22 protein-coding genes are annotated in these 21,812 nt (G+C 38.6%); 14 read left to right on the forward strand and 8 right to left on the reverse strand.

Annotated features, from left to right (window positions below; translation table 11 throughout):
• The first annotated feature begins 133 nt into the window (after positions 1-133).
• The 8 genes from ppsA (at position 134) to IMO47_RS06350 (ending at position 9,292) form a co-directional block, all read left to right on the forward strand.
• Complete coding sequence (ppsA, locus tag IMO47_RS06315) at positions 134-2,512, forward strand: phosphoenolpyruvate synthase (RefSeq protein WP_196074839.1); 2,379 nt, start codon at positions 134-136, stop codon at positions 2,510-2,512.
• Between the two features lie 338 nt (positions 2,513-2,850).
• Positions 2,851-3,627, forward strand: a complete 777-nt coding sequence (locus IMO47_RS06320) for an RDD family protein (protein ID WP_196076438.1) — start codon at positions 2,851-2,853, stop codon at positions 3,625-3,627.
• Positions 3,628-3,921: 294 nt separating this feature from the next.
• Entirely contained in the window at positions 3,922-4,986 is a 1,065-nt protein-coding gene (cyoA, locus tag IMO47_RS06325) for a ubiquinol oxidase subunit II (protein ID WP_196076437.1), read from the forward strand.
• A 3-nt stretch (positions 4,987-4,989) separates the two neighbouring features.
• On the forward strand, positions 4,990-6,981 hold the full coding sequence (cyoB, locus tag IMO47_RS06330; protein ID WP_196076436.1) for a cytochrome o ubiquinol oxidase subunit I: 1,992 nt from the start codon (positions 4,990-4,992) through the stop codon (positions 6,979-6,981).
• A gap of 4 nt (positions 6,982-6,985) precedes the next feature.
• Complete coding sequence (gene cyoC / locus IMO47_RS06335) at positions 6,986-7,606, forward strand: cytochrome o ubiquinol oxidase subunit III (protein ID WP_196076435.1); 621 nt, start codon at positions 6,986-6,988, stop codon at positions 7,604-7,606.
• A complete protein-coding gene (cyoD, locus tag IMO47_RS06340) occupies positions 7,603-7,929 on the forward strand; it encodes a cytochrome o ubiquinol oxidase subunit IV (protein WP_026040388.1) in 327 nt (108 codons plus the stop codon). The genes cyoC and cyoD overlap by 4 nt, the downstream gene beginning before the upstream one ends.
• A 6-nt stretch (positions 7,930-7,935) precedes the next feature.
• Positions 7,936-8,814, forward strand: a complete 879-nt coding sequence (gene cyoE / locus IMO47_RS06345) for a heme o synthase (RefSeq protein WP_196076434.1) — start codon at positions 7,936-7,938, stop codon at positions 8,812-8,814.
• A 295-nt stretch (positions 8,815-9,109) separates the two neighbouring features.
• Positions 9,110-9,292: a hypothetical protein gene (locus tag IMO47_RS06350; protein WP_196076969.1), complete on the forward strand. Its 183-nt coding sequence runs from the start codon at positions 9,110-9,112 to the stop codon at positions 9,290-9,292.
• 524 nt (positions 9,293-9,816) lie between these two features.
• Here IMO47_RS06350 and IMO47_RS06355 read toward each other — a convergent pair.
• Entirely contained in the window at positions 9,817-10,302 is a 486-nt protein-coding gene (locus IMO47_RS06355; RefSeq protein WP_196076968.1) for a hypothetical protein, read from the reverse strand.
• A 260-nt stretch (positions 10,303-10,562) separates the two neighbouring features.
• On the opposite strand from IMO47_RS06355, the gene rpsF reads away from it, so the two are divergent.
• The 4 genes from rpsF to dnaB all read left to right on the forward strand — a co-directional run bounded on the left by rpsF (position 10,563) and on the right by dnaB (position 13,301).
• Positions 10,563-10,949, forward strand: a complete 387-nt coding sequence (rpsF, locus tag IMO47_RS06360) for a 30S ribosomal protein S6 (RefSeq protein WP_004824425.1) — start codon at positions 10,563-10,565, stop codon at positions 10,947-10,949.
• A gap of 11 nt (positions 10,950-10,960) precedes the next feature.
• The gene (rpsR, locus tag IMO47_RS06365; protein WP_004719336.1) at positions 10,961-11,188 is read left to right on the forward strand and encodes a 30S ribosomal protein S18; all 228 of its coding nucleotides are present in this window, start codon (positions 10,961-10,963) and stop codon (positions 11,186-11,188) included.
• A 9-nt stretch (positions 11,189-11,197) separates the two neighbouring features.
• Positions 11,198-11,644, forward strand: coding sequence for a 50S ribosomal protein L9 (gene rplI / locus IMO47_RS06370; RefSeq protein WP_004824427.1), 447 nt, complete (start codon positions 11,198-11,200; stop codon positions 11,642-11,644).
• A 211-nt stretch (positions 11,645-11,855) separates the two neighbouring features.
• Positions 11,856-13,301 carry a replicative DNA helicase gene (gene dnaB / locus IMO47_RS06375; RefSeq protein WP_196076967.1) on the forward strand — a complete coding sequence of 482 codons (1,446 nt, stop codon included), beginning with the start codon at positions 11,856-11,858 and terminating at the stop codon, positions 13,299-13,301.
• Between the two features lie 30 nt (positions 13,302-13,331).
• On the opposite strand, the gene IMO47_RS06380 is transcribed toward dnaB, so the two are convergent.
• Positions 13,332-13,754: a DUF4259 domain-containing protein gene (locus IMO47_RS06380; protein ID WP_196076966.1), complete on the reverse strand. Its 423-nt coding sequence runs from the start codon at positions 13,752-13,754 to the stop codon at positions 13,332-13,334.
• Positions 13,755-14,046: 292 nt separating this feature from the next.
• Between IMO47_RS06380 and alr the strand changes: the two genes are divergently transcribed.
• Entirely contained in the window at positions 14,047-15,120 is a 1,074-nt protein-coding gene (alr, locus tag IMO47_RS06385; RefSeq protein WP_196076965.1) for an alanine racemase, read from the forward strand.
• Between the two features lie 308 nt (positions 15,121-15,428).
• Here alr and IMO47_RS06390 read toward each other — a convergent pair whose 3' ends face one another.
• The 6 genes from IMO47_RS06390 to IMO47_RS06415 form a co-directional block, all read right to left on the reverse strand.
• Positions 15,429-15,839, reverse strand: a complete 411-nt coding sequence (locus IMO47_RS06390) for a BLUF domain-containing protein (protein WP_196076964.1) — start codon at positions 15,837-15,839, stop codon at positions 15,429-15,431.
• A gap of 83 nt (positions 15,840-15,922) precedes the next feature.
• A complete protein-coding gene (locus IMO47_RS06395; protein ID WP_196076963.1) occupies positions 15,923-16,348 on the reverse strand; it encodes a BLUF domain-containing protein in 426 nt (141 codons plus the stop codon).
• 89 nt (positions 16,349-16,437) lie between these two features.
• Positions 16,438-17,172 (reverse strand): proteasome-type protease, encoded by a 735-nt coding sequence (locus tag IMO47_RS06400; RefSeq protein ID WP_196076962.1) that lies wholly within the window; start codon positions 17,170-17,172, stop codon positions 16,438-16,440.
• 72 nt (positions 17,173-17,244) lie between these two features.
• On the reverse strand, positions 17,245-18,024 hold the full coding sequence (locus IMO47_RS06405; protein WP_196076961.1) for a transglutaminase family protein: 780 nt from the start codon (positions 18,022-18,024) through the stop codon (positions 17,245-17,247).
• Positions 18,021-18,629 (reverse strand): alpha-E domain-containing protein, encoded by a 609-nt coding sequence (locus tag IMO47_RS06410; RefSeq protein ID WP_196076960.1) that lies wholly within the window; start codon positions 18,627-18,629, stop codon positions 18,021-18,023. The genes IMO47_RS06405 and IMO47_RS06410 overlap by 4 nt, the downstream gene beginning before the upstream one ends.
• Positions 18,630-18,665: 36 nt before the next feature.
• On the reverse strand, positions 18,666-20,267 hold the full coding sequence (locus tag IMO47_RS06415; RefSeq protein WP_196076959.1) for a circularly permuted type 2 ATP-grasp protein: 1,602 nt from the start codon (positions 20,265-20,267) through the stop codon (positions 18,666-18,668).
• Between the two features lie 303 nt (positions 20,268-20,570).
• Here IMO47_RS06415 and IMO47_RS06420 point away from each other — a divergent pair, with 303 nt between their 5' ends.
• Entirely contained in the window at positions 20,571-21,566 is a 996-nt protein-coding gene (locus tag IMO47_RS06420; protein ID WP_196076958.1) for a WYL domain-containing protein, read from the forward strand.
• Positions 21,567-21,812 lie beyond the last annotated feature (246 nt).

A 21,812-nucleotide genomic window follows, 5' to 3' on the forward strand; every position in this document is an offset into this window, starting at 1 on the left:
GTCTTAGCGATGTATAATCTTTATAGTAAGCCCATCTTACATGACTATCACTTAGTTGAATCAAAATGCTAAGTTTTTTGTTATAATTTCATGCCAAGATAGTGATTAATACTGCATAAGTGGAGTAACAACTTTGGAAGCACGCGTAATCGGTCTGGAAAAATTAGGTAAACACGACGTTGAGATCGTGGGTGGTAAAAACTCTTCACTTGGGGAAATGATCAGCCATTTAGCAAATGCTGGCGTATCTGTACCAGGTGGATTTGCAACGACTGCTGATGCATATCGCGAATTCCTAGAGCAAAGTGGCTTAAATGCTAAAATCAATGCAGAGCTTGCAACATTAAATGTTGATGATGTGATTGCACTTGCTGAAACTGGCGCAAAAATCCGCCAATGGATTGTAGAAACTCCACTTACTACAGGTCTAGAGGCTGAAGTTCGCGAAGCATTTGCTGCACTTTCTAATGGCAATCCTGACATTGCCGTTGCTGTTCGTTCTTCTGCAACTGCAGAAGATTTACCTGATGCTTCATTTGCTGGTCAACAAGAAACTTTCTTAAACATTCGCGGTATCGACAACGTTTTGATCGCAATTAAAGAAGTTTTTGCTTCACTCTACAACGACCGTGCAATTGCTTACCGTGTACACCAAAACTTTGCACATGATATCGTTGCCCTGTCTGCAGGCGTTCAACGCATGGTTCGCTCTGAAACTGGAGCAGCAGGTGTAATGTTTACACTCGATACTGAATCTGGTTTCCGTGAAGCAGTATTTATTACTGCTTCTTATGGTTTAGGGGAGATGGTTGTACAAGGTGCAGTCAACCCTGACGAATTCTATATTTCAAAACCACTTCTTAAAAATGGCAAACATGCTGTTATCCGCCGTAACCTTGGTTCTAAACACCAAAAAATGATTTATGGTGAAGAAGGTTCAGCTGGTAAATCTGTGGTTGTGGTTGATGTTGAAAAAGCTGATCGCCAACAATTTGCTCTTAATGATTTAGAGCTTCAAGAACTTGCTAAACAGGCATTGATCATTGAAGAACACTATCAAGCGCCTATGGATATTGAATGGGCAAAAGATGGTGATGATGGTCAGATCTATATTGTCCAAGCACGCCCTGAAACAGTCAAAAGCCGTGAAAATGTTGGCACAATGGAACGTTACCTGCTTAAACAAAAAGGCACTGTTCTTTGTGAAGGACGTTCAATCGGTCAACGTATCGGTTCAGGTAAAGTCCGAATCGTAACGTCTATTAAAGAAATGGATAAAGTACAAGAAGGTGACGTACTTGTTTCAGACATGACTGACCCAGACTGGGAACCCGTGATGAAACGTGCAGCTGCAATCGTCACCAACCGTGGCGGTCGTACTTGTCATGCAGCAATCATTGCTCGTGAATTAGGTGTTCCTGCAATTGTCGGTTGTGGCAATGCAACAGAAGTACTTGTGGATGGGCAGGAAGTGACTGTCTCTTGTGCTGAAGGTGATACAGGCTTTATTTATGAAGGTTCGTTAGATTTTGAAATCCAACGTAATTCTATTGAATCTATGCCTAAACTGCCGTTTAAAATTATGATGAATGTCGGTAACCCTGACCGTGCATTTGACTTTGCTCAGATTCCAAACGAAGGTATCGGTCTTGCACGTTTAGAATTCATCATCAACCGCATGATCGGCGTACACCCTAAAGCATTGTTAAATATCGACAGCTTACCACGTGAAACTCGTGCAGCAGTGATGGCACGTACTGCAGGTTATGCTTCTCCAATCGAGTTTTATGTTGAAAAATTGGTTGAAGGTATTTCTACACTTGCAGCAGCATTTGCAGATAAGCCAGTGATTGTTCGTATGTCCGACTTTAAGTCAAACGAATATGCAAACCTGATTGGTGGTAAATTATACGAGCCTGAAGAAGAAAACCCAATGCTCGGATTCCGTGGCGCTAGCCGTTATGTATCTGACAACTTCCGTGACTGTTTCGAACTTGAATGCCGCGCATTGAAAAAAGCACGTGATGAAATGGGCTTAACCAATATTCAAATCATGATTCCTTTTGTACGTACTGTATCTGAAGCTAAACGTGTAATTGAATTATTGGCTCAAAATGGTCTGAAACGTGGTGAAAACGGTCTCAAAGTGATCATGATGTGTGAATTGCCAACCAATGCATTATTGGCTGAACAATTCCTTGAGCATTTCGATGGCTTCTCAATCGGTTCAAATGATTTAACTCAATTGACCCTTGGTTTAGACCGTGACTCAGGCATCGTTTCTCATCTATTTGATGAACGTGATGCTGCAGTTAAAGCCCTTCTTTCTATGGCAATTCATGCATGCCGTAAAGCAGGTAAATATGTTGGTATTTGTGGTCAAGGTCCTTCTGACCATCCGGATCTTGCAAAATGGCTAATGGAACAAGGTATTGAGTCTGTATCGTTAAATCCTGACTCTGTACTAGATACTTGGTTCTTCCTTGCTGAAGAAAAAACCAAACAGGCTTAATGAGCACACTCAAAAAAGACCCTCCTGTAGGGTCTTTTTTGTTTTTAACAATCATACCGATTTCCTGAATACATTTACTTTCAAATGCTGAACATGTGATTGTGTATTAAAATTCTCCCCACAGACATTCAAAGTTAAACGTATCTTCAAAATATTTATTCTTTATAAAAGCAACATGATATTGCTTCATATTTTAAGATTTCGTGTAAATTTAATATTAATATAAGCAAAAATCGAGTATACATAGTGAATTACAAGGTAGATGACTATGGCGATTGATCTGTTTAGCCAAGCTCTGCTGTTTTTGTATTTTAGATTTATTTTGAGAATTGAGTTTTATGCAAATTTACTTGGCGAGAAATAACCAACAAGCTGGACCCTATTCAATAGAACAACTGAATCAGATGCTTGCAAACCAGCAGGTATTATTAACTGATTTAGCTTGGCATCAAGGAATGACTGAATGGAAAGCACTTGGTGAACTTACACAAGGTAAACTTGTCTATGAACCTGTTGGTTATATTGCACCGACAACCTTTACACCTGAACAACCCGCTCAGCAAAACCAAGCAATTACCAACATAAAAGTTGAAAGATCCACTAAAAAAGCAATTAAAGCAGCACCTGTAGGCAAGCGTATTTCCGCAAAGCTCGTTGATTTTGCATTGTTGTTTTTACCACAAATTCTTGCTATTGCTTATTTTATGCCTGAAAGTGCAGTCAATGCTGCGGCAGGTGGATTTTCAAGAGAAAGCCAGATGCAAATCGCTGAAATGATCAGTAAAAGCATGCCTGGCTATGTCAATATCGGTTTAATGGTATTTGTATTGGCTATCTTGATTATTCAATGTTTTATGATTACCAAATCTGGTCAGTCGATTGGTAAAAAAATATTCAAACTTCAAATTGTTGATGTGAATAGCAACCAATTACCAGGGGCATTCAGAGGCTTTTTTGTACGTTCATTTTTATTTCTGATTCTCTCTCAGTTGATGAGTATTGTTCCCCTTATTGCAATTGTATTTATCGTTGATTTATTTATGTTTTTTTCGAAAAACAATTATGCGTTACATGATCGTCTCGCCAAGACCAAAGTGATTGATCTTGCAGAATGAATGAAATGGCGGTGACCCCGCCATTTTTGATACTAAATTACGAAAAAATAATAATTTATGTTTTTGTTTTTTTTATAATTCCGACTAAAAATATCAGGTATTTTTACATTAATATATTCACACCCTATCTATAGCTAAGTTTGCCGATATGAGGCATAATGCCCTACAACGTAGCGGTGTCAGATCATTGAGAATGTTTTCTATTTGTAAACAATAGTCATTTTCAATCATGCGACACTTTAATCGCTATCCCATATTTATATAGGGAATGGGACTCTTCACCGAGGTTGTAAAATGAGACAAACGACTTTAGCTGTATTGTCTTTATCTGCGATGGCTGCACTCTTAACAGGGTGTGGTGGTGATTTAGTACTTCTAAACTCGAAAGGTCCAGTTGCTGAAGGTCAAAGTAGCCTGATGATGACTGCGATCTATTTAATGCTTTTGGTCGTAATTCCTTCGATCTTAATGGCATTGTGGTTTGGTTGGAAATATCGCGCGTCGAATAAAGATGCAGACTATAAACCTACATGGGCACACTCGACTGCAATTGAAATTGTAGTATGGGGTATCCCGTGTATTATTATTGCTATTCTTGCGTATTTAACATGGTGGGGTTCACATAAGTATGATCCTTACAGACCATTAACAAATACTCAAGGTCAGATGGAAGAACATTTAAAAATTCAAGCTGTCGCTGAACAATTTAAATGGGTATTTATCTATCCTGAACAACAGATAGCTACAATTAACGAAGTTCGTTTCCCAGTCAATAAACCAATTGAATTTCAAATCACTTCTAACTTCACAATGAACTCTTTCTTCATTCCTAAGTTAGCAGGTCAGGTTTATGCAATGGCAGGTATGCAAACTAAGTTACATATGCTTGCAGAACATCCAAGTCCAGCAGAAGGCTACCGTGGATTCTCAGCGAACTATAGCGGCTATGGCTTTACGCAAATGCGTTTCCGTGCTCACGCTGTTTCTGATGCTGATTTCAACGCATGGGTAGAAGCAATCAAGGCAGGCAAAGGTACTTCAATTAATCCTGAAGCTATCCAGAAAACTACACTTGATGCGACTGAATTTGCTACGCTCAAAGATGGTGACCGTTCTAAACACCAGATTGAAGCAATGCTGAACAATGCGCATACGCCAGAAGAAATTAAAGCTGCACACGAAGCTGAACGTAAAGGTCCATTCCCTACTAAGCCTCATCCTGTGACTTATTATTCTTCAGTTACGCCTGACTTGTTCAAGAGCATTATCAACACTTACATGAGCAACTATCATGGTGCAGACCATGCAGGTGCTGAACATGCAGGTGCTGAACATGCAACTGCTTCTGTAGGGGAATAAGACATGTCTTTGTTATTAGGTAAACTCAATTGGGACGCGATCCCTAAAGAGCCTATTGTACTTGTGACAATGGTCGTTATGGCCCTTGGCGCAATTGCAGTTTTAGGCGGTATCACCTATTTCAAAAAATGGGGATATCTCTGGAATGTATGGTTTAAATCAGTAGACCATAAAAAAATCGGTATCATGTATATCCTTGTATCTGTAGTGATGCTACTTCGTGGCTTCGCCGATGCAATCATGATGCGTCTTCAACTGTTCCTTGCGAAAGGTGGCGGTGAAGGTTATTTACATCCAGACCACTACGATCAGATCTTCACCGCACACGGTGTAATCATGATCTTCTTCGTAGCAATGGGTCTAGTTGTAGGTATGATGAACATTACTGTACCACTTCAAATTGGTGCACGTGACGTTGCATTCCCATTGTTGAACTCCGTGAGCTTCTGGTTATTTGCCGGTGCTGCTGGTTTGATGATGGTTTCACTGGTATTGGGTGAATTCGCTGCGACTGGTTGGATGGCTTATCCTCCACTTTCAGGTATTCATTATTCCCCTGGTGTTGGTGTTGACTACTATATCTGGGCACTACAGGTTTCGGGTCTAGGTACGCTCCTGACGGGTGTTAACTTCTTTGTTACCATCATTAAAATGCGTGCGCCTGGCATGAAACTTATGGACATGCCGATCTTTACTTGGACTGCACTTTGTACAGCCGTTTTGATCATCGCATCGTTCCCAGTATTAACAGCAACGATTGCAATGTTAACACTGGACCGTTACTTCGATTTCCACTTCTTCACCAATGAGCTTGGCGGTAGCCCAATGCTTTACGTGAACTTGATTTGGACTTGGGGTCACCCAGAAGTTTACATCTTGGTATTGCCTGCTTTTGGTCTTTACTCAGAAATCGTTTCAACGTTCTCCCGTAAAACGTTATTCGGTTACAAATCTATGGTGTATGCAACAATTGCAATTACTGTACTGGCATTCGTCGTATGGTTACACCACTTCTTCACCATGGGTGCTGGTGCCAACGTTAACGCGTTCTTCGGTATCATGACCATGATTATTGCGATTCCTACTGGTGTGAAAATCTTCTCTTGGTTATTCACCATGTATAAGGGTCGTATTACATTTACATCACCAATGTACTGGACACTTGGCTTCCTTGTGACTTTCGGTATCGGTGGTTTAACTGGTGTATTGATGGCTGTTCCACCAGCTGACTTCTTGGTACACAACTCATTGTTCCTAATTGCTCACTTCCATAACGTAATTATTGGCGGTGTAGTATTCGGTATGTTCGCAGGTATCACTTTCTACTGGCCAAAAATGTTTGGTTGGAAGTTAAATGAGACTTGGGGCAAAGCATCTTTCTGGTTCTGGTTCTTTGGTTTCTATTTTGCATTCATGCCACTTTATATCCTTGGCTTCATGGGTATGACTCGTCGTTTGAATACATATGACAACCCTGAATGGGATCCGTACCTAGCAATCGCTTTGTTTGGTGCTGTACTTGTCGCTATCGGTATTGCTTGTTTCTTAATGCAAGTGATCGTAGGTTTCTTACAACGTCACGACAACATGGACCACACTGGCGATCCATGGGATGGTCGTGTACTTGAATGGTCTACCTCTTCCCCTGCTCCGTTCTATAACTTTGCTGAAATTCCAAAAATCAATGGTATTGATACGTTCTGGAATGACAAAGAGAACGGTGTTGCATATGCACGTCCTGAGAAATATGAAGATATTCATATGCCGACCGACCGTGCTGCAGGCTTTGTTATTGCGTTGTTCATTACATCAATGGGCTTTGCTTTAATCTGGCATATCTGGTGGTTAGTCGTTGTAACTTTCCTTGGTGCTGTTATTAGCTTCATCGTCAGTTCATTCACGAAGAAAGTGGACTACTATGTTCCTGCTGCTGAAGTAGAACGTATCGAAAATGAACGTTATGCTTTACTTGAAAAACACTTGAAGAAGGACTAAGGATATGGCTGAAGTACTTCATCACGACAACCATGGACATGATGAACATCATCATCACGATGATACAGACATCACCGTCTTTGGTTTCTGGACATACTTGATGAGTGACTTGATTTTATTCGGTACACTCTTCATCGCGTTCGCTGTATTAAGCAGTCATATTCCGCCTGGTACGCCAAGTCCAAAAGAGTTATTTGGTGAGTCGTTAGGTTTCGTCCTTGTAGAAACTTTTGCTCTCTTGATTTCTTCTGTGACTTTTGGTTTTGCGGTTCTTGCTTCTTACAAGAAAAATGTCAACCAAGTGCTTATGTGGTTAATTATCACATGGCTATTTGGTGCAACATTCATCGGTATGGAACTTTATGAGTTCAATCATTTAGTTCACGCTGGTCATGGTCCGAGCCACAGCGCGTTTTTATCTGCGTTCTTTACACTTGTTGGTACGCACGGTATTCACGTAACTTCTGGTTTAGTCTGGATGATCGTGTTGATGGTTCAAATCAAGAAATATGGTTTGACACTACCAAATACACGTCGTCTTGCTTGCCTAAGCTTGTTCTGGCACTTCCTTGACATCGTTTGGATCTGTGTATTCAGTGTAGTTTATTTACTGGGAGCTTTATAATGAGTCATGATCATAATGCTGCTGGTGCTTCGCACGGAAACATCAAACAATACTCGATCGGTTTCATCCTTTCTGTCGTTTTGACCATCATCCCATTTGGGATGGTGATGAAAGGCATGACTGGTGGTGCAGTTGTTGCAACAATCGCGATCACCGCTGTTGCTCAGGTTCTTGTACAGTTAATTTTCTTCTTGCACATGAACTCATCTTCTGAACAGCGCTGGAATGTGATTGCATTCATCTATACGATTCTGACGATTGCAGTTCTCTTAATTGGTTCTGTATGGATCATGAACTACTTACATTCAAACATGATGCTCTAGGGTGTCATGTTGAAAAAATATCTATTCCTGACTAAGCCAGGAATTCTCTTTGGTAACTTCGTTACCACTTTGGGCGGCTTTTTCTTAGCCGCTCAAGGTTCAGTAGATTTCCTTTTACTTCTCATCACACTCATTGGTACAACACTTGTTGTTGCTTCCGGTTGTGTTGTGAATAATGTCATTGACCAAGACATTGACCAAAAAATGCAACGCACAATGAATCGTGCGCTTGTCAAAAAGACCATCAGTCCAACAGTTGCTTTAATTTTTTCTGCTGTACTGGGTTTAATTGGCTTTGCTTTGTTGTGGTTTTTTGTCAACGCCTACGCATTTGGCTTCGCTGTACTTGGCTTTGTTGTGTATGTGATTTTTTATAGTCTTTGGAGTAAGCGTACTACAATTCATCAAACTGTGATTGGAAGTATTTCTGGCGCAAGCCCTCCTGTAATTGGATATACTGCTGTTTCCAATGAATTTGATATTGCTGCTTTGCTGATTTTTTTAGCTTATGCGCTTTGGCAAATGCCACATTCTTGGGGAATTGCAATCTATCGTTTTGACGACTATAAAAATGCAGATATTCCTATTTTACCTGTAGCACGTTCGATTTTTCGAACCAAAGTTGAAAGTTTGATTTATGTTGTACTTTTTGCTGCGGTTTTAAATGGTTTATATTGTTTTGGCTATACCAACATTTTTTTCTTAATCACCTTTAATGCTTTGTGTGCTTATTGGCTGTATCTGTCAATTATCGGGTTTAAAGCAGAAAATGATCAAGTTTGGGCAAAAAAATATTTTTTGTATTCAGTAATTTTAATTACAGCACTCAGTTTTAGCTTTAGTTTTAGTTACGTCTCCCCTGCACCACATTTGCCATTGTTTTAAAAAAGATAGAGTTCACTCTATCTTTTTTTTGATCTTTTAATTTTCCATAAATGCATTCTCAAAATAATTGAAATCTTATTTACGTTTGAAAATATTCATCCTGTAAAAATTTATATCGAGCAAAATTTTTAATTTTTTGACATTGCCATTATATTTAATTGAATACTATCCAACCTGATTTCGACGCACCAACTCTTTGACTTATTGAAAAAATAAATTGCTTCGCAGTCTTGCTGGGTTTTACTCAATTTCAGGATCAGCCTAAAGTTCGCGCTACTTTTCTTTCGTGAAAAAGATGAATAGACAAATCTTAGCCGATAAATTTGGAATTACAGCACATCACCAATCACCAATCTTTTCAATAGAATTTGGACGATTTTCAGCAAAATGGTCAAAAGCAATGTGTCTAGAATTGGCTAAAATTTTCTTAGAGAAAATCAGTTGGCTATTAAGCAAGTGGCAATGGAATGTGGTTTAAATCATGAATAAATTTTATGGTCGTTATTTACGAGAAATTTAAGTTTTAGCCCTGTTGAATATAAGGAATTCTATCCATATCTATTTTAAATAAAATGATTTGATTTCACATAACCTTAATAAATCAAAAGCGATTTGATCATATCTTCAGCTTATAAAAATTTGTAAGCTACCACTTTTGTCTATTTAATCAACTTGGAGATTTGATCATTGAATGCTACTTTTTAGGCCTGAATTTCGACCTATAAACCAGAGAAACTGTCCGTGTAGTTTCAGCACTTAACTTACTAAAATTCAGTAGCTATATTTTAAAAAGAAATATACGTGTTTAAACGCCAATGCTGCTTATTTATTTCCAAAAGTTTATATAAAAATGATTTATCTTTGCTGGAAAACAACCCTCTTTAACTGGATCTTAGATACTCAACTTCCTTTTTTAAAAACCATTTAATGAGTTCAATATGTAAGCATCATGTAGATAAATAAACACTTGGATGAGTTCGAATGGCGAATCTATCGGTTAAATTAACTTCCAAAAAAAACTGAGTCCTGCTCAAACCGAGCAAACAAATCATCCATTCTTTCAGCATATTTGAGATCCAATTGATGCCATAGTTCTTGGGGAAGTGGGATAAATTCCAATGTGTCTGAACCATCAGAAGCTTTACAGAAACGGATTTCATACTCAGGATGTAAAATTTCATTGAGTGCTCGTAAAGTTGTATCACGATCAGCACCTTTACCTTGATAGGGAATAAGCAATGATTTTTCACCGAACTGAATCGTAATGGTAAATCCCTGTTTATTATCAGCATCTTCTAGTTTTGCGGACAGTTGACCCGTTTCTAGAATTTTTTCACAATATTCAATAATTGCATTATCTTCTTCTCCCCAATCCACCACCATCACAATGTCATAGCGTCCATCAAAAACATCGAAATAGAAGTCTTGGGTAGGGTTTTCAATATAAGATTCAATAGTTTCAAGTTTTTCAGCACTGTAATTTGTCATAATGGATATCCATGTTTTTATTATTTTTAATCTAAATAATTGCTCCGTGAAATTCAATCTTGGTGCTGTATAATATTCACGGGTTCTCCCAATAAATAATTGAATAATAAATTGTGTTTGCTTACAAACTTTCCTATAATAGGCGCTCGCAATTTTTGCGGCATAATCTATTGCTTTAAACTGTTGTCTAAAGCATTACAGATTGTGACTCCTTGCTTCATTCTTTTGAATGGGGCTGTATAAACCGTAAGGAGCTGACAATGCGTCACTACGAAATCGTAATTCTGGTACACCCAGACCAAAGCGATCAAGTTGTGGGAATGGTAGAACGCTACATTTCTCACATCAAAGATGCTGAAGGTCAAATTCACCGTCTTGAAGATTGGGGCCGTCGCCAATTGGCTTACCCAATTAACAAAATTCATAAAGCGCACTACATTTTGATGAACATCGAATGTAACCAAACTACGCTAAATGAATTAGAAGAATTGTTCCGTTATAACGATGCAATCCTTCGTAACGTGATTATCCGTCGTGAACACGCAATCACTGAAGAATCATTACTTGCTAAGAGTGCTGAAGAAAAACGTGCGCGTAAAGCTCAACGTGAAGAAGCACAACAAGCTCAAGATTCTGTTGAAGCATAAGGAGAACATCAATGGCACGTTTTTACCGTCGTCGCAAGTTCTGCCGCTTTACAGCTGAGAACGTTACGTACATCGACTACAAAGATATCGACACTTTAAAACAGTACATCACTGAAAATGGCAAGATTGTTCCTAGCCGTATTACAGGTACTAAAGCTCGTTACCAACGTCAATTGGCGCTTGCTATTAAACAAGCTCGCTACTTAGCGTTGATTCCTTACACTGACAATCATAAGTGAGGTTGAGCCGTGGATATTATCTTATTACAACGCATTAAAAACCTTGGTAAATTAGGCGATAAAGTATCAGTTAAAGCTGGTTACGGCCGTAACTACTTAATCCCTCAAGGTAAAGCAGTTGCTGCGACTGAAGCAAACACTGCTGCTTTTGAAGCTCGTCGTGCAGAACTTGAGAAAGCTGAAGCTGAAGTTTTAGCTGCTGCTCAAGCACGTGCTGATCAATTGAACGAAGTGAATATCGTTATCACTGCGAAAGCGGGTGATGAAGGTAAACTATTTGGTTCAATCGGTACTCGTGACATCGCTGACGCTTTAACAAATGCTGGTCTTGTTGTAGACCGTGCAGAAGTTCGTTTACCGAACGGTGCGCTTCGTCACACTGGTGAATTCAACATCGCAATCCAATTGCATCATGATGTTGTTGCTGAAGTTCTCGTTACAATCGTATCTGAGTAATTTCCGACCAAAAAAAAGAGCATACTTTTGTATGCTCTTTTTTTATCTTTAAATTTTGACTTTCATTCAAGTCTTTTACTCTACGCATCCCTAGCTTATCGATATTACTGTTAGATACTTTTCGCATTTTGCATTAAGATAAGTGAATACTCTAGTATATCCATACATTACGTTAATCACGTTTTCGCACGATTTAAAATCAAGGTCTTATATGTCACAGGCAACCGCCACAGCTCAACAGAATTCTTTTAATGCTGATGCAAAAAATAAAGACAATGCACAGTTAAAAGAATTTCGTACGCCACCCCATAATCTGGCAATTGAACAAGCTGTACTTGCTGCATTAATGACTGTCGCTGAGTCTTTTGAACAAGTCAGCGATACTTTAAATGAAAATGATTTTTACGCAACGCGTCATAAATATATCTTTCGAGCAATCGAGAAACTCGCTCAAGAAAGTTCTCCCTATGATGCAGTTTTAGTCAATGATTGGCTAATTAAACAAAATCTATTGGATGCTATCGGTGGTGAAGAATATTTGATGCAATTGATGGCAGATTCCCCTTCAAGTTTTTATAACTTAGAAACCTATGCTGGGAAAATTAAGGAATTTGCGACTTTAAGAAATATGATTAAGGTCGGTAATGAGATTCTGCAAAATGCATATGACACCAAAGGCCGTGATGTCAGTGAAATTTTAGATCTTGCTGAGACCAATATTTTTTCTATTGCAGAACAACATAACAATAATGCTAAGGCACAAGGTCCTAAAGCAATTACTTCAGTAGTTGCTGACGTATTTGATAAATTAAATGAACTATCGCAGCTGGACGGCAATATCACAGGTTTAACCACAGGTTTTATGGAGCTAGACAATAAAACTTCAGGTATGCAACCCGGAGATATGATTATTGTCGCAGCACGTCCGTCCATGGGGAAAACCACATTTGCCATGAATCTGGTTGAAAGCGTTTTGTTCAACTGTGATTTACCGGCATTGGTTTTCTCAATGGAAATGCCCGCAGATTCCATTGCAATGCGCTTGATCTCAGCTTACGGTAAAGTCCATCAAGGACATTTACGTTCAGGAAAATTGGATGGTGATGAATGGTCTAAAGTGACCGGTACAATTTTACAGCTTCAAGAAAAGCACCTCTATATCGATGACTCTTCTGCACTCCCGCCAACAGAGGTTCGTGCCCGTGCACGGCGTATTGCCAAACAACACGGTGGCAAGCTGGGATGTATCATGATCGATTATCTACAGTTAATGAAAGTGCCCGGTATGGGCGATAACCGTGTAGGTGAGATTGGTGAAATTTCACGAAGCTTAAAAGCGCTTGCTAAAGAAATGATGTGCCCTGTCATTGCATTATCACAGCTTAACCGTTCTTTGGAGAACCGTCCAAACAAACGCCCAGTTATGTCAGACTTACGTGAATCAGGTGCGATTGAGCAGGATGCCGATTTAATTATGTTTATCTACCGTGATGAAGTATATAACAAAGAATCAAAAGAAGCCGGGACTGCTGAAATCATCATTGGTAAACAGCGTAATGGACCTATTGGTACAGTACGCCTCGCCTTTGAAGGTCAGTATACGCGATTCAGCAACCTATCTCCTGAGTACTATGCTCAGTATGAAGACGAAGAATAAGTTTGATCTTAGCCCTAAAGAGACTTTTACTCAAACCTTGGATTTTAAAGTCTCTTTCAACTCATCAATATTTCTGATCCAGTCGTCATAGTCATCTGAATCCTGCCATAGCTCATCCAATTCAGAACTTTCAGAAGTCAATAAATTTAATGCAAGTAAAGCTTTTGGAATCAAGGCATAATTGTGCTTATTTTTATTCTGCGCTAACCATTTTTCGACAGATTCAGGAAAGTATACGTTATCCGCAATCTCTTCTGTAAAAGATTTAGCTAAAACTTCTGCTGCTGCATAGGCAATACATCCCAGATCAGCATCAATAAACTCTTCTGTGGTCATATCGATGATTTGATCAAATGCATCCTCAATTACGTCATAACCGTCATGCTCTTTGAATTCGTATGCCCAATCACTGGCTGTATCATTCCCAAAAGGTTCATGTGACCATGTTCCCATACACGTCCACCTTAATCATGAAATTGAATATAAAATGTACGATTTTGTAAAAAAAATAAAGATCAATATTTTTACAAATTATGTTTAGCCAAAAGTACAAGAATTTTATCGATACAAAATCAATAACCCATTAAAAACGCAAATGTTCATGTCCATTTAGTCTTGATCGGACTACAATAATCCTGGTTCTGATCATGATCTTTTTAAGACAACATAGAACCATCCCTACATTTTCAACAGCATAATTTCATCAGTTTTATGCTGTATTTGCCATTCCCAAGGAGTAACCAGGGTGCGCCAAGCAACAGTTTATATTGACAGCGAAGCGCTGCAATATAATTTAAACCGTGTCAAACAACTTGCCCCAACCGCTAAAATTGTCAGTATGGTAAAAGCCAATGCATATGGTCATGGCGTCAAGGATTGCTTAGCCGCCTTAAATTCAACCGATGCTTTTGGAGTCGCCTGTCTTGAGGAAGCTTTGCAAATCCGTGAATTGGGATATCAACAACCGATTACCCTGATTGAAGGTATTTTTAGCACAGATGAAATGCCAATCGTTCTCGACAATTACCTCGAAGTAATGGTTCATCACCAACAACAAGTTGATTGGTTGCGTACCCATAAAGAACAATATATCAAAAAAGGGCTTAAAGTCTGGGTCAAGCTCAATAGCGGCATGAACCGTCTGGGTTTTAAAGTTCCAGAAATAATTGAAGTCATCCATTTGCTCAAAGCAGATGGCTTTAACTGTGTCTTGGCGATGCACTTTGCCAATGCTGATGTCGAATCTCATCCGTTAAATGAACAGCAAAAGCAACAATTTTTACGGGTTAAAACAGCCTGTTCACCCATTTTAGCCTCATGTTGTAACTCTGCTGCTATTTTTAAATGGCCTGAACTCAATTTTGATTTTGTTCGACCGGGAATCATGCTTTATGGTGCTTCACCATTTGCTGACCAATCCGCACATGATCTTGATATTCGTCCCGTAATGACATTTACCGCAGAGATCATTGCTTTAAATCATATTCAAGCAGGAGAATCTGTAGGTTATGGTTCCACTTTCATTGCCGAGCAAGAAATGGATATTGCCATTGTATCTATTGGCTATGGCGATGGGTATCCCCGTGCCTATCTCAAACAAAACTATGTTTCTGTTCATGGAAAAGCAACACGCGTTATTGGTCGTGTCGCCATGGACATGATCGCCATTGATGTCACTGGATTGAGTGCACCGATTGGAACAGTGGTCGAGCTTTGGGGTAAAAATCGTTTAGTCGATGATGTAGCGACAGCAAATGGTACAATCGGCTATGAATTATTATGCCGTATGACTGGTCGTCCAAAACGTAAAAAAATTTAAATATTTTGCTGTTTTTGTTGTGCGTGCCGTACAGAATAAAAATCATGAATGTGATAGAGATATGCCCAATATCTCTATCAGTCAGAAAAAAGATGCGATGCTTGGTAGCATAGGCAAAACTGTCAGAGAAGATTTACTGACTATAATCAATTGAATTATTTACTCATTAAAATAACACACAGCTTGGTTATTTAATTTTATCCTTTCCAAAACTCATGCTCAAAACTTAGTCACGAGAATACAGATGGTTTTCAAAATAGAATTAAACAAAATGGCTTTAAATACGATGATCAAACCATATCTTCAAACTATTCGGTTTCATAAAGCAACTGAAGCAATAGAGGGACATCTTGCCTGTCTAACTTTAATGGTTGAAAACGGAGCAACCCCCTGTTTTTAAAAAACTGCTGAATTTTACTGTTGCGCCTGACATATTTCATTGACCATTGAGTAAAGTGAGCATGCTCAATCATTAAAGCACTGAACAATTTAATTTGCTGATGTCTGGGATCTTTATGCAATTTCTCTAGCAGACGTAGAATTACCGACTCTTCTCCTTCAATGCATTGAAAAAAATGCTCATCGGCAAAATAAAGAACACCTCGCACTTGATGCAGAATATTAAAGTCTCTCGCTTCACCAAAAATTTCTCTTAGGTCATTGAGTAATTGATGATGAGGTGCTGTTGTTTTGCTTGCATAGCATAGTTGAAAAGTCATGTAATTCTTCTAATTTTATCTTTATAGTGTTATAAACAATTATGATTCAATATACAAGTTTTAACATTTTATTATTCAAAAATTTAATTCTGTTTTACTGTTGTTCGAGCAGAGAGTATTTGCATAAGTTCGACGATTTGTTGATCAGTCAGGCTCATGGGTTTAAAATGATTTAGACCACATTTTTTACAAAAAATACTGACCAATCCATTGCGATCAACGTACTTCATTTGCCACGCTGCAAAGTGAAACTCATCAATAGTGTTAAGGAAGCAAAAACGACAATGCTGATCTTGGTGATTCAAGATATGTTGATAAATTAAATCTATCGATTTAGCATCACCTTCAAAACAATGTAAAAAATATTCATTTGCATAAAATGAAACACCATGGATATGCTGTTCAGAAAAAAATGTCATAGCACGACGCATAGCCTGTTTAAATTCAGCAACAAGATGGAGGTCTTTTAAGTTAATGCTTGAAACATAACAAAGTTGAACTAATTCCATGTTCTTAACATTTATAAATGATCATAGATATGAAAATAGTCCATAAAGATTAAATTTTAATTAACGCCGCTTTCGATTCACTCAAAAGCTTACTCAAAATAATCTACTGTGGGTTTTGGCAGATCTTGCAGCCCTTTTTTTAGAGTTTCAGACCATTGCTTACTGATATGCTGAAAATATGGATCATCTTCCACAATTCGTTTTCCTTTAGGAATTTTTAAACAGTCTTTATTGTAGATCATGGCATCTAACGGCATACCGACTGAAACATTCGAGCGTAATGTTGAATCAAATGAAATTAAGCTACAGCGCAATGCTTCATCCAAAGGCATATCATAACTCAATGCCCGATCTAAAATCGGCTTACCATATTTGCTTTCACCAATCTGAAAATACGGCGTATCACTGGTCGCAGAAATAAAGTTTCCTTGTGGGTAGATATTGTAAAGTTGCATCTCTTCGCCACTGATTTGTCCACCCACCAACAAACTACAGTAATAATTACTCTGCTCTTGTGTATCTTCAGTTACGTCTGCAATGACTTTACGTAAAGTCTGTCCAATCAGACCCGCTGCCTCAAACATGGTATTGACGCTATATAAATTAGGTTCTTGTTTTAAAGCCAAGTGATTTTCCAAATACCCAATCACGGCTTGGGTTGTAGCGAGATTCCCTGAGGTCTGAATACAAATGAATCGTTCACCTTCAATTCCAAATGTATAGAGCTTACGATATACCGAAATGTGATCGACTCCTGCATTGGTTCGAGTATCACTGATAAATACTAAACCTTGTTTGAGTCTTAAAGCACAGCAATATGTCATGGAACTACCTATACAACTAAAAATCGAAATGGATCACTTTTATAATAAAGACATTATTTACCACTCAACTGATTAGCATGCAAGCACTTGAACGATAGAATACATGGTTTCTACTCCGCCATGTTCACGCACACCACGAACGGGAGCCACATCCCAATAATCCCGTCCAACGGCAACATATACATGAGCGTGTGGGCAAAATAGTTGATTGCTTACATCAATGACATGCCATTGCCCTGCTAAAAAAACTTCTGTCCAAGCATGGCTTGCAAGATGCGATTGATTGTTCACATATAAATAGCCTGAGACATAGCGTGCCGGAACACCCACCGCTTTCGCCATTGCGATCAAAACATGACTATGATCCTGACAAACCCCTTGCTGAGCAGAAAAGGATTCTATAGCCGTATGAGTCACAGTCGTACTTGCCGTCATATACGGCATATGCTGCAGTATTGCAGCAGCTAATTTCTGAAAGTTAGCCCAACTTTTCTCTGGTAAATAGTATGCTGCAAAAGCAATCATTTCATCATTGCACTGTGTCGCATTGGTAGGTTGTAAAAACACGGCAGGAGAAAGAGAATCCTGCAATCCAAACTGGTCAGCTGTATTAATTTCAACAATACCCTGTGCCATAATCAACATTTGTTGATAAGACTCTATTTGCGAACTGGTCAACCAAATATTATTAAACGCGTCTTTTTTATACTGTTTTTCTCCAGGTATACTGATTTGCCAACCTGTCACCTGTTGATGCCGGTTCGACTGTGGCGTCATTTTTATATACTGAATGCTATTTTTTGCCCAGTCAGAATACTGATAATGGGTTTGATGGTTAATCATAAGTTTCATAAGCGATCCAATTCAAACAAGGAATCAATATGATCACTAAAATGATAGTAATTCATTCGATTAGGCTGCTTTTTTAATTCCTCCCAAACTTCAGGCAAACTACACATCCCATGCTGATTCAAACTACTGATTACCGCATTCAATTGAGCAACTGTGGCTGATTTATCTTGATCTAAACGTAGCTGTCGATCAAATTGTTCCATCTTTTGCCCTAAACTAAAAAATAGAAAAAGCAACTCGTCATCTTCAGCCTCCAATACATCATTACATTCTTCACAAACATCACAGATAAAACTGGCATTCTGCTCTGCTTGATGTAACAGTTGATTTAACTCTGCAAATGATTTTGCAGAAATAACGCCGCGTAAGTCGTGAATGTTATTTTTCGCGCAAGAAAACTGTTGGTGAAATGATGCAGGTTGTTCAGCATCCAAAATAAGTTCATTCAAAGAGCTGGCATCAAATGCAGGCAAGCAAAATGCGTTTGCATAACTTAGAGCCAGCTCATTGGTTTTGAATGGGAACTGGCTACATAAATATTGAATTCGGGTCAAATAACGCCCTAACCAAAATATATTTTGTGCATTTGTACTGAGTAAAATCATCTGTACTCTCCTTTGGTTGGGATGACTAAGGAATGATTAAATTGAATATTCATCAATCACCCAGGTATCCTTAATTCCACCACCTTGTGATGAGTTAACCACCAATGAACCTTGTTGCATTGCCACTCGGGTCAAACCACCCGGGACGATTTCTATTCGTTCAGGTGAGGTTAAAATAAATGGTCGTAAATCTATATGACGTTCAGCAATCCCTTGTGAGGTTAATGTTGGCGCTACTGATAAATCTAACGTCGGTTGTGCGATATATGCTGAAGGCGTAGCGATTAATTTCATTTTAAACAAATCAATTTCTTGCTCAGTGGCTTTAGGTCCGATCAGCATCCCATAACCACCAGAACCCTGCGCTTCTTTAATCACCAATTGATCAATATGTTTCAAAACAAAATCCAATGCTTCAGCTTCACGACATTGATAAGTTGGTACGTTGGATAAAATTGGCTTTTCATTCAAATAATAAGCAATCATTTGATCCACATATGGATAAATGGATTTATCATCTGCAACCCCGGTACCAGGTGCATTTGCAATGACCACATTGCCACTTAAGTAAGCAGACATCAGCCCTGCAACACCTAAAGAACTGTCAGGTCTAAAGCATAAAGGATCTAAAAAAGCATCATCCAAACGTCTATAAATTACATCAACCTGCCGGCGACCTCGGATGGTTTTCACATAAACCTTGTCGTTTTCAACAAAAAGATCACGTGATGTCACTAAGGGTACACCCATTTCCCTTGCCAAAAATGAATGTTCATAATACGCACTGTTATAACGCCCGGGTGTCAGCACTACGATTACAGGTGTACTTACTCTTGAATTTTCAGCAAGAATCTCACGCAAAAGCTGCGGATACTGCTCAATATTTGCAACCTGTTGATTGCATAATTCAGGCATTAATTTTTGACTCATCTTGCGACTTTCAATCATGTAGGATACACCTGATGGAGTGCGCAGGTTATCTTCTAAGACAAAGAACTCCCCTTGTCGATCACGGACAATATCGATCCCACTGATTTGACTATATATATTTCCATTCAAACAGTGATTCATCATGATCGGCTGATACGCTTCATGTGAAAGCACAGGTAACTCGGGAATAAGCCCCTCTCTCAAAATATTTTGCTGATGATAAATATCTGCAAGAAACAAATTTAACGCTTGAATACGCTGTTTACAGCCTGCCTCGATTTTGTTCCATTGTTGTTTGGCAATTACTCGTGGAATCAAATCAAAGGGAATGGTGCGGTCAATTCCAGATTGTTCTCCATATACAGCGAAGGTAATCCCTTGATATAAAAAATGTGCTTTTGCTGTTTCATTTAATTTTTCAAGTGCATAAATACTATGCTGAGATAACCAATGCTCAATTTTTTCTGCTGTCTCAGTGCAAAGGACATGATCGTCAGTCATTTCATTAAAGAAAATAGAATCGAGTTGTTTAAGTAAATGCATAGCTGGTTGCTGCATATCAATATTTAAATGAACACCTGCTTGAATATTTTTTATCTCTTTTAATTCGCCTGTCTTCACCTGAGTCTGTTCTTCAATCATTGGCACAGCAAAACGTTCTGCATAATTTTCATTACTTGAATTTGTATCCATCGTTTCTTTTAGCATACAAACCTCTTCTTATGTTCTCTGGGGGCAGGATCAATCAAGCAATATCAATGCCAACAATCATTGTGCCTTAAAATGTTTTTTCAGCATCAGGATTAAATCTTTTAACCATCATTTATTAATTCATTGTTTACTGTTGAGCTCAATGTGAGTTTTGATTGAACTTGTTTCAAAATTTTTTAGTGAGTGTTTTCAAAGTCTAACAAACTAATTTAAGGATAGAACTTGCAGAAAGTTTTTTATTTTTCTATTGTGTAGCTGATTTATTTCCCTTAAACCTTCACGATTTCAACGATATTTGACATGTCTGCACAAGAAAAAGAAACCTCGAACAGCCTCTATCGCCAATGGCAAATTTTATCCCGACTTTCTACGGGTAAGTGGATGGGCACACGTGAATTACAAGAAGTCTTAGAACGTGAAGGAATTGAGATCAGTCTGCGTACCATTCAGCGAGATCTCAATCAAATCGCGCAACGTTTTCCGATTGAAAGCAATAAGACTGTGCCTCAAGGTTGGCGTTGGCGCTCAGATGCACCAATTCAAAGCTTACCGCATATGACCAGTTCTCAAGCAGTCACATTTATGATGGTTGAGGAACATTTAAAGCACCTTTTACCACCAAGTTTGATTGATGAAATGAATCCTTGGTTTGATTTGGCTCGTCGTAGCTTGTCAACTCAGAATAATGTTCGACAATGGATTAATCGTGTTCGTATTGTACCTGCAAGTCAACCTGTGATCCCGCCTTTAGTTGAGAGACAGGCACAACAGGCTATCTATGAAGGATTACTCCAAGATAAGCAAATTGAGTGTGTCTATCGCTCAAGAGGGCATCAAGGTGAGGAAAAAACTTATATCCTCAATCCTTTAGGCTTGGTGCAAAAAGGTGCAATTATTTATCTGATTTGTACCAGACATGATAAAACCGAAGTCCAAACCTTTGCCTTACATCGTTTTAAATCCGCAACGGTTTTAGATCTTCGGGCATTACATCCCGTTAAATTTGATATTGATGAATATATTGATTCAGGAGCGCTTGGCTTTAGAGTTGATTTTTCTCAGCCCACCAAGCATGTTGAATTAAAACTCGTGATGCACGAAGATGATGCGCAATACTTTACAGAAAGTCAGCTCAGCAAAGAGCAAAAAGTTGAACAATTAAATGAGCAACTGTATCAAGTAAGTGCAGTAGTTCCCTTTACTTCACAATTGGTATGGTGGCTGAGAAGTTTTGGTAAAAAGATTGTTAGAATCGAACCCTTAGAAGTTTTTAATGCAGTTCATGAAATCGAATGATTCAATTTAACCAACATAGATATAAGTTCTAGATACAAGTACTCAATAAAAAAGAGCCTCTCGGCTCTGATCTTTTATTGTTTTTGTTTTTTTTGAATTTTATTATTTTGCGCTGATTAAAACTCACGTCACATTTTTACATGTCCACAAGACATGAGTTTAAATTGGAGAAAGTTGAACATCACATCAGACAGCACGCAAGTTCAGCATTGTTGTAACGGATTGATTTCATCGTCATAGTCACCA

Source organism: Acinetobacter sp. Res13-Abat-PEC15-P4-01 (assembly GCF_015676285.1).
Lineage (GTDB): Bacteria > Pseudomonadota > Gammaproteobacteria > Pseudomonadales > Moraxellaceae > Acinetobacter > Acinetobacter nematophilus.

Bases quoted from the DNA above. Each gene is read 5' to 3' on its own strand.
- cyoB (WP_196076436.1), top strand. From the start codon at position 4,990: ATGTCTTTGTTATTAGGTAAACTCAATTGGGACGCGATCCCTAAAGAG.
- rpsR (WP_004719336.1), top strand. From the start codon at position 10,961: ATGGCACGTTTTTACCGTCGTCGCAAGTTCTGCCGCTTTACAGCTGAG.
- IMO47_RS06395 (WP_196076963.1), bottom strand. From the start codon at position 16,348: ATGGAATTAGTTCAACTTTGTTATGTTTCAAGCATTAACTTAAAAGAC.
- IMO47_RS06415 (WP_196076959.1), bottom strand. From the start codon at position 20,267: ATGCTAAAAGAAACGATGGATACAAATTCAAGTAATGAAAATTATGCA.
- IMO47_RS06390 (WP_196076964.1), bottom strand. From the start codon at position 15,839: ATGACTTTTCAACTATGCTATGCAAGCAAAACAACAGCACCTCATCAT.
- IMO47_RS06320 (WP_196076438.1), top strand. From the start codon at position 2,851: ATGCAAATTTACTTGGCGAGAAATAACCAACAAGCTGGACCCTATTCA.
- cyoC (WP_196076435.1), top strand. From the start codon at position 6,986: ATGGCTGAAGTACTTCATCACGACAACCATGGACATGATGAACATCAT.
- IMO47_RS06380 (WP_196076966.1), bottom strand. From the start codon at position 13,754: ATGGGAACATGGTCACATGAACCTTTTGGGAATGATACAGCCAGTGAT.
- IMO47_RS06400 (WP_196076962.1), bottom strand. From the start codon at position 17,172: ATGACATATTGCTGTGCTTTAAGACTCAAACAAGGTTTAGTATTTATC.
- rpsF (WP_004824425.1), top strand. From the start codon at position 10,563: ATGCGTCACTACGAAATCGTAATTCTGGTACACCCAGACCAAAGCGAT.
- IMO47_RS06350 (WP_196076969.1), top strand. From the start codon at position 9,110: ATGAATAGACAAATCTTAGCCGATAAATTTGGAATTACAGCACATCAC.
- IMO47_RS06410 (WP_196076960.1), bottom strand. From the start codon at position 18,629: ATGATTTTACTCAGTACAAATGCACAAAATATATTTTGGTTAGGGCGT.
- cyoE (WP_196076434.1), top strand. From the start codon at position 7,936: ATGTTGAAAAAATATCTATTCCTGACTAAGCCAGGAATTCTCTTTGGT.
- dnaB (WP_196076967.1), top strand. From the start codon at position 11,856: ATGTCACAGGCAACCGCCACAGCTCAACAGAATTCTTTTAATGCTGAT.
- IMO47_RS06405 (WP_196076961.1), bottom strand. From the start codon at position 18,024: ATGAAACTTATGATTAACCATCAAACCCATTATCAGTATTCTGACTGG.
- IMO47_RS06355 (WP_196076968.1), bottom strand. From the start codon at position 10,302: ATGACAAATTACAGTGCTGAAAAACTTGAAACTATTGAATCTTATATT.
- cyoA (WP_196076437.1), top strand. From the start codon at position 3,922: ATGAGACAAACGACTTTAGCTGTATTGTCTTTATCTGCGATGGCTGCA.
- IMO47_RS06420 (WP_196076958.1), top strand. From the start codon at position 20,571: ATGTCTGCACAAGAAAAAGAAACCTCGAACAGCCTCTATCGCCAATGG.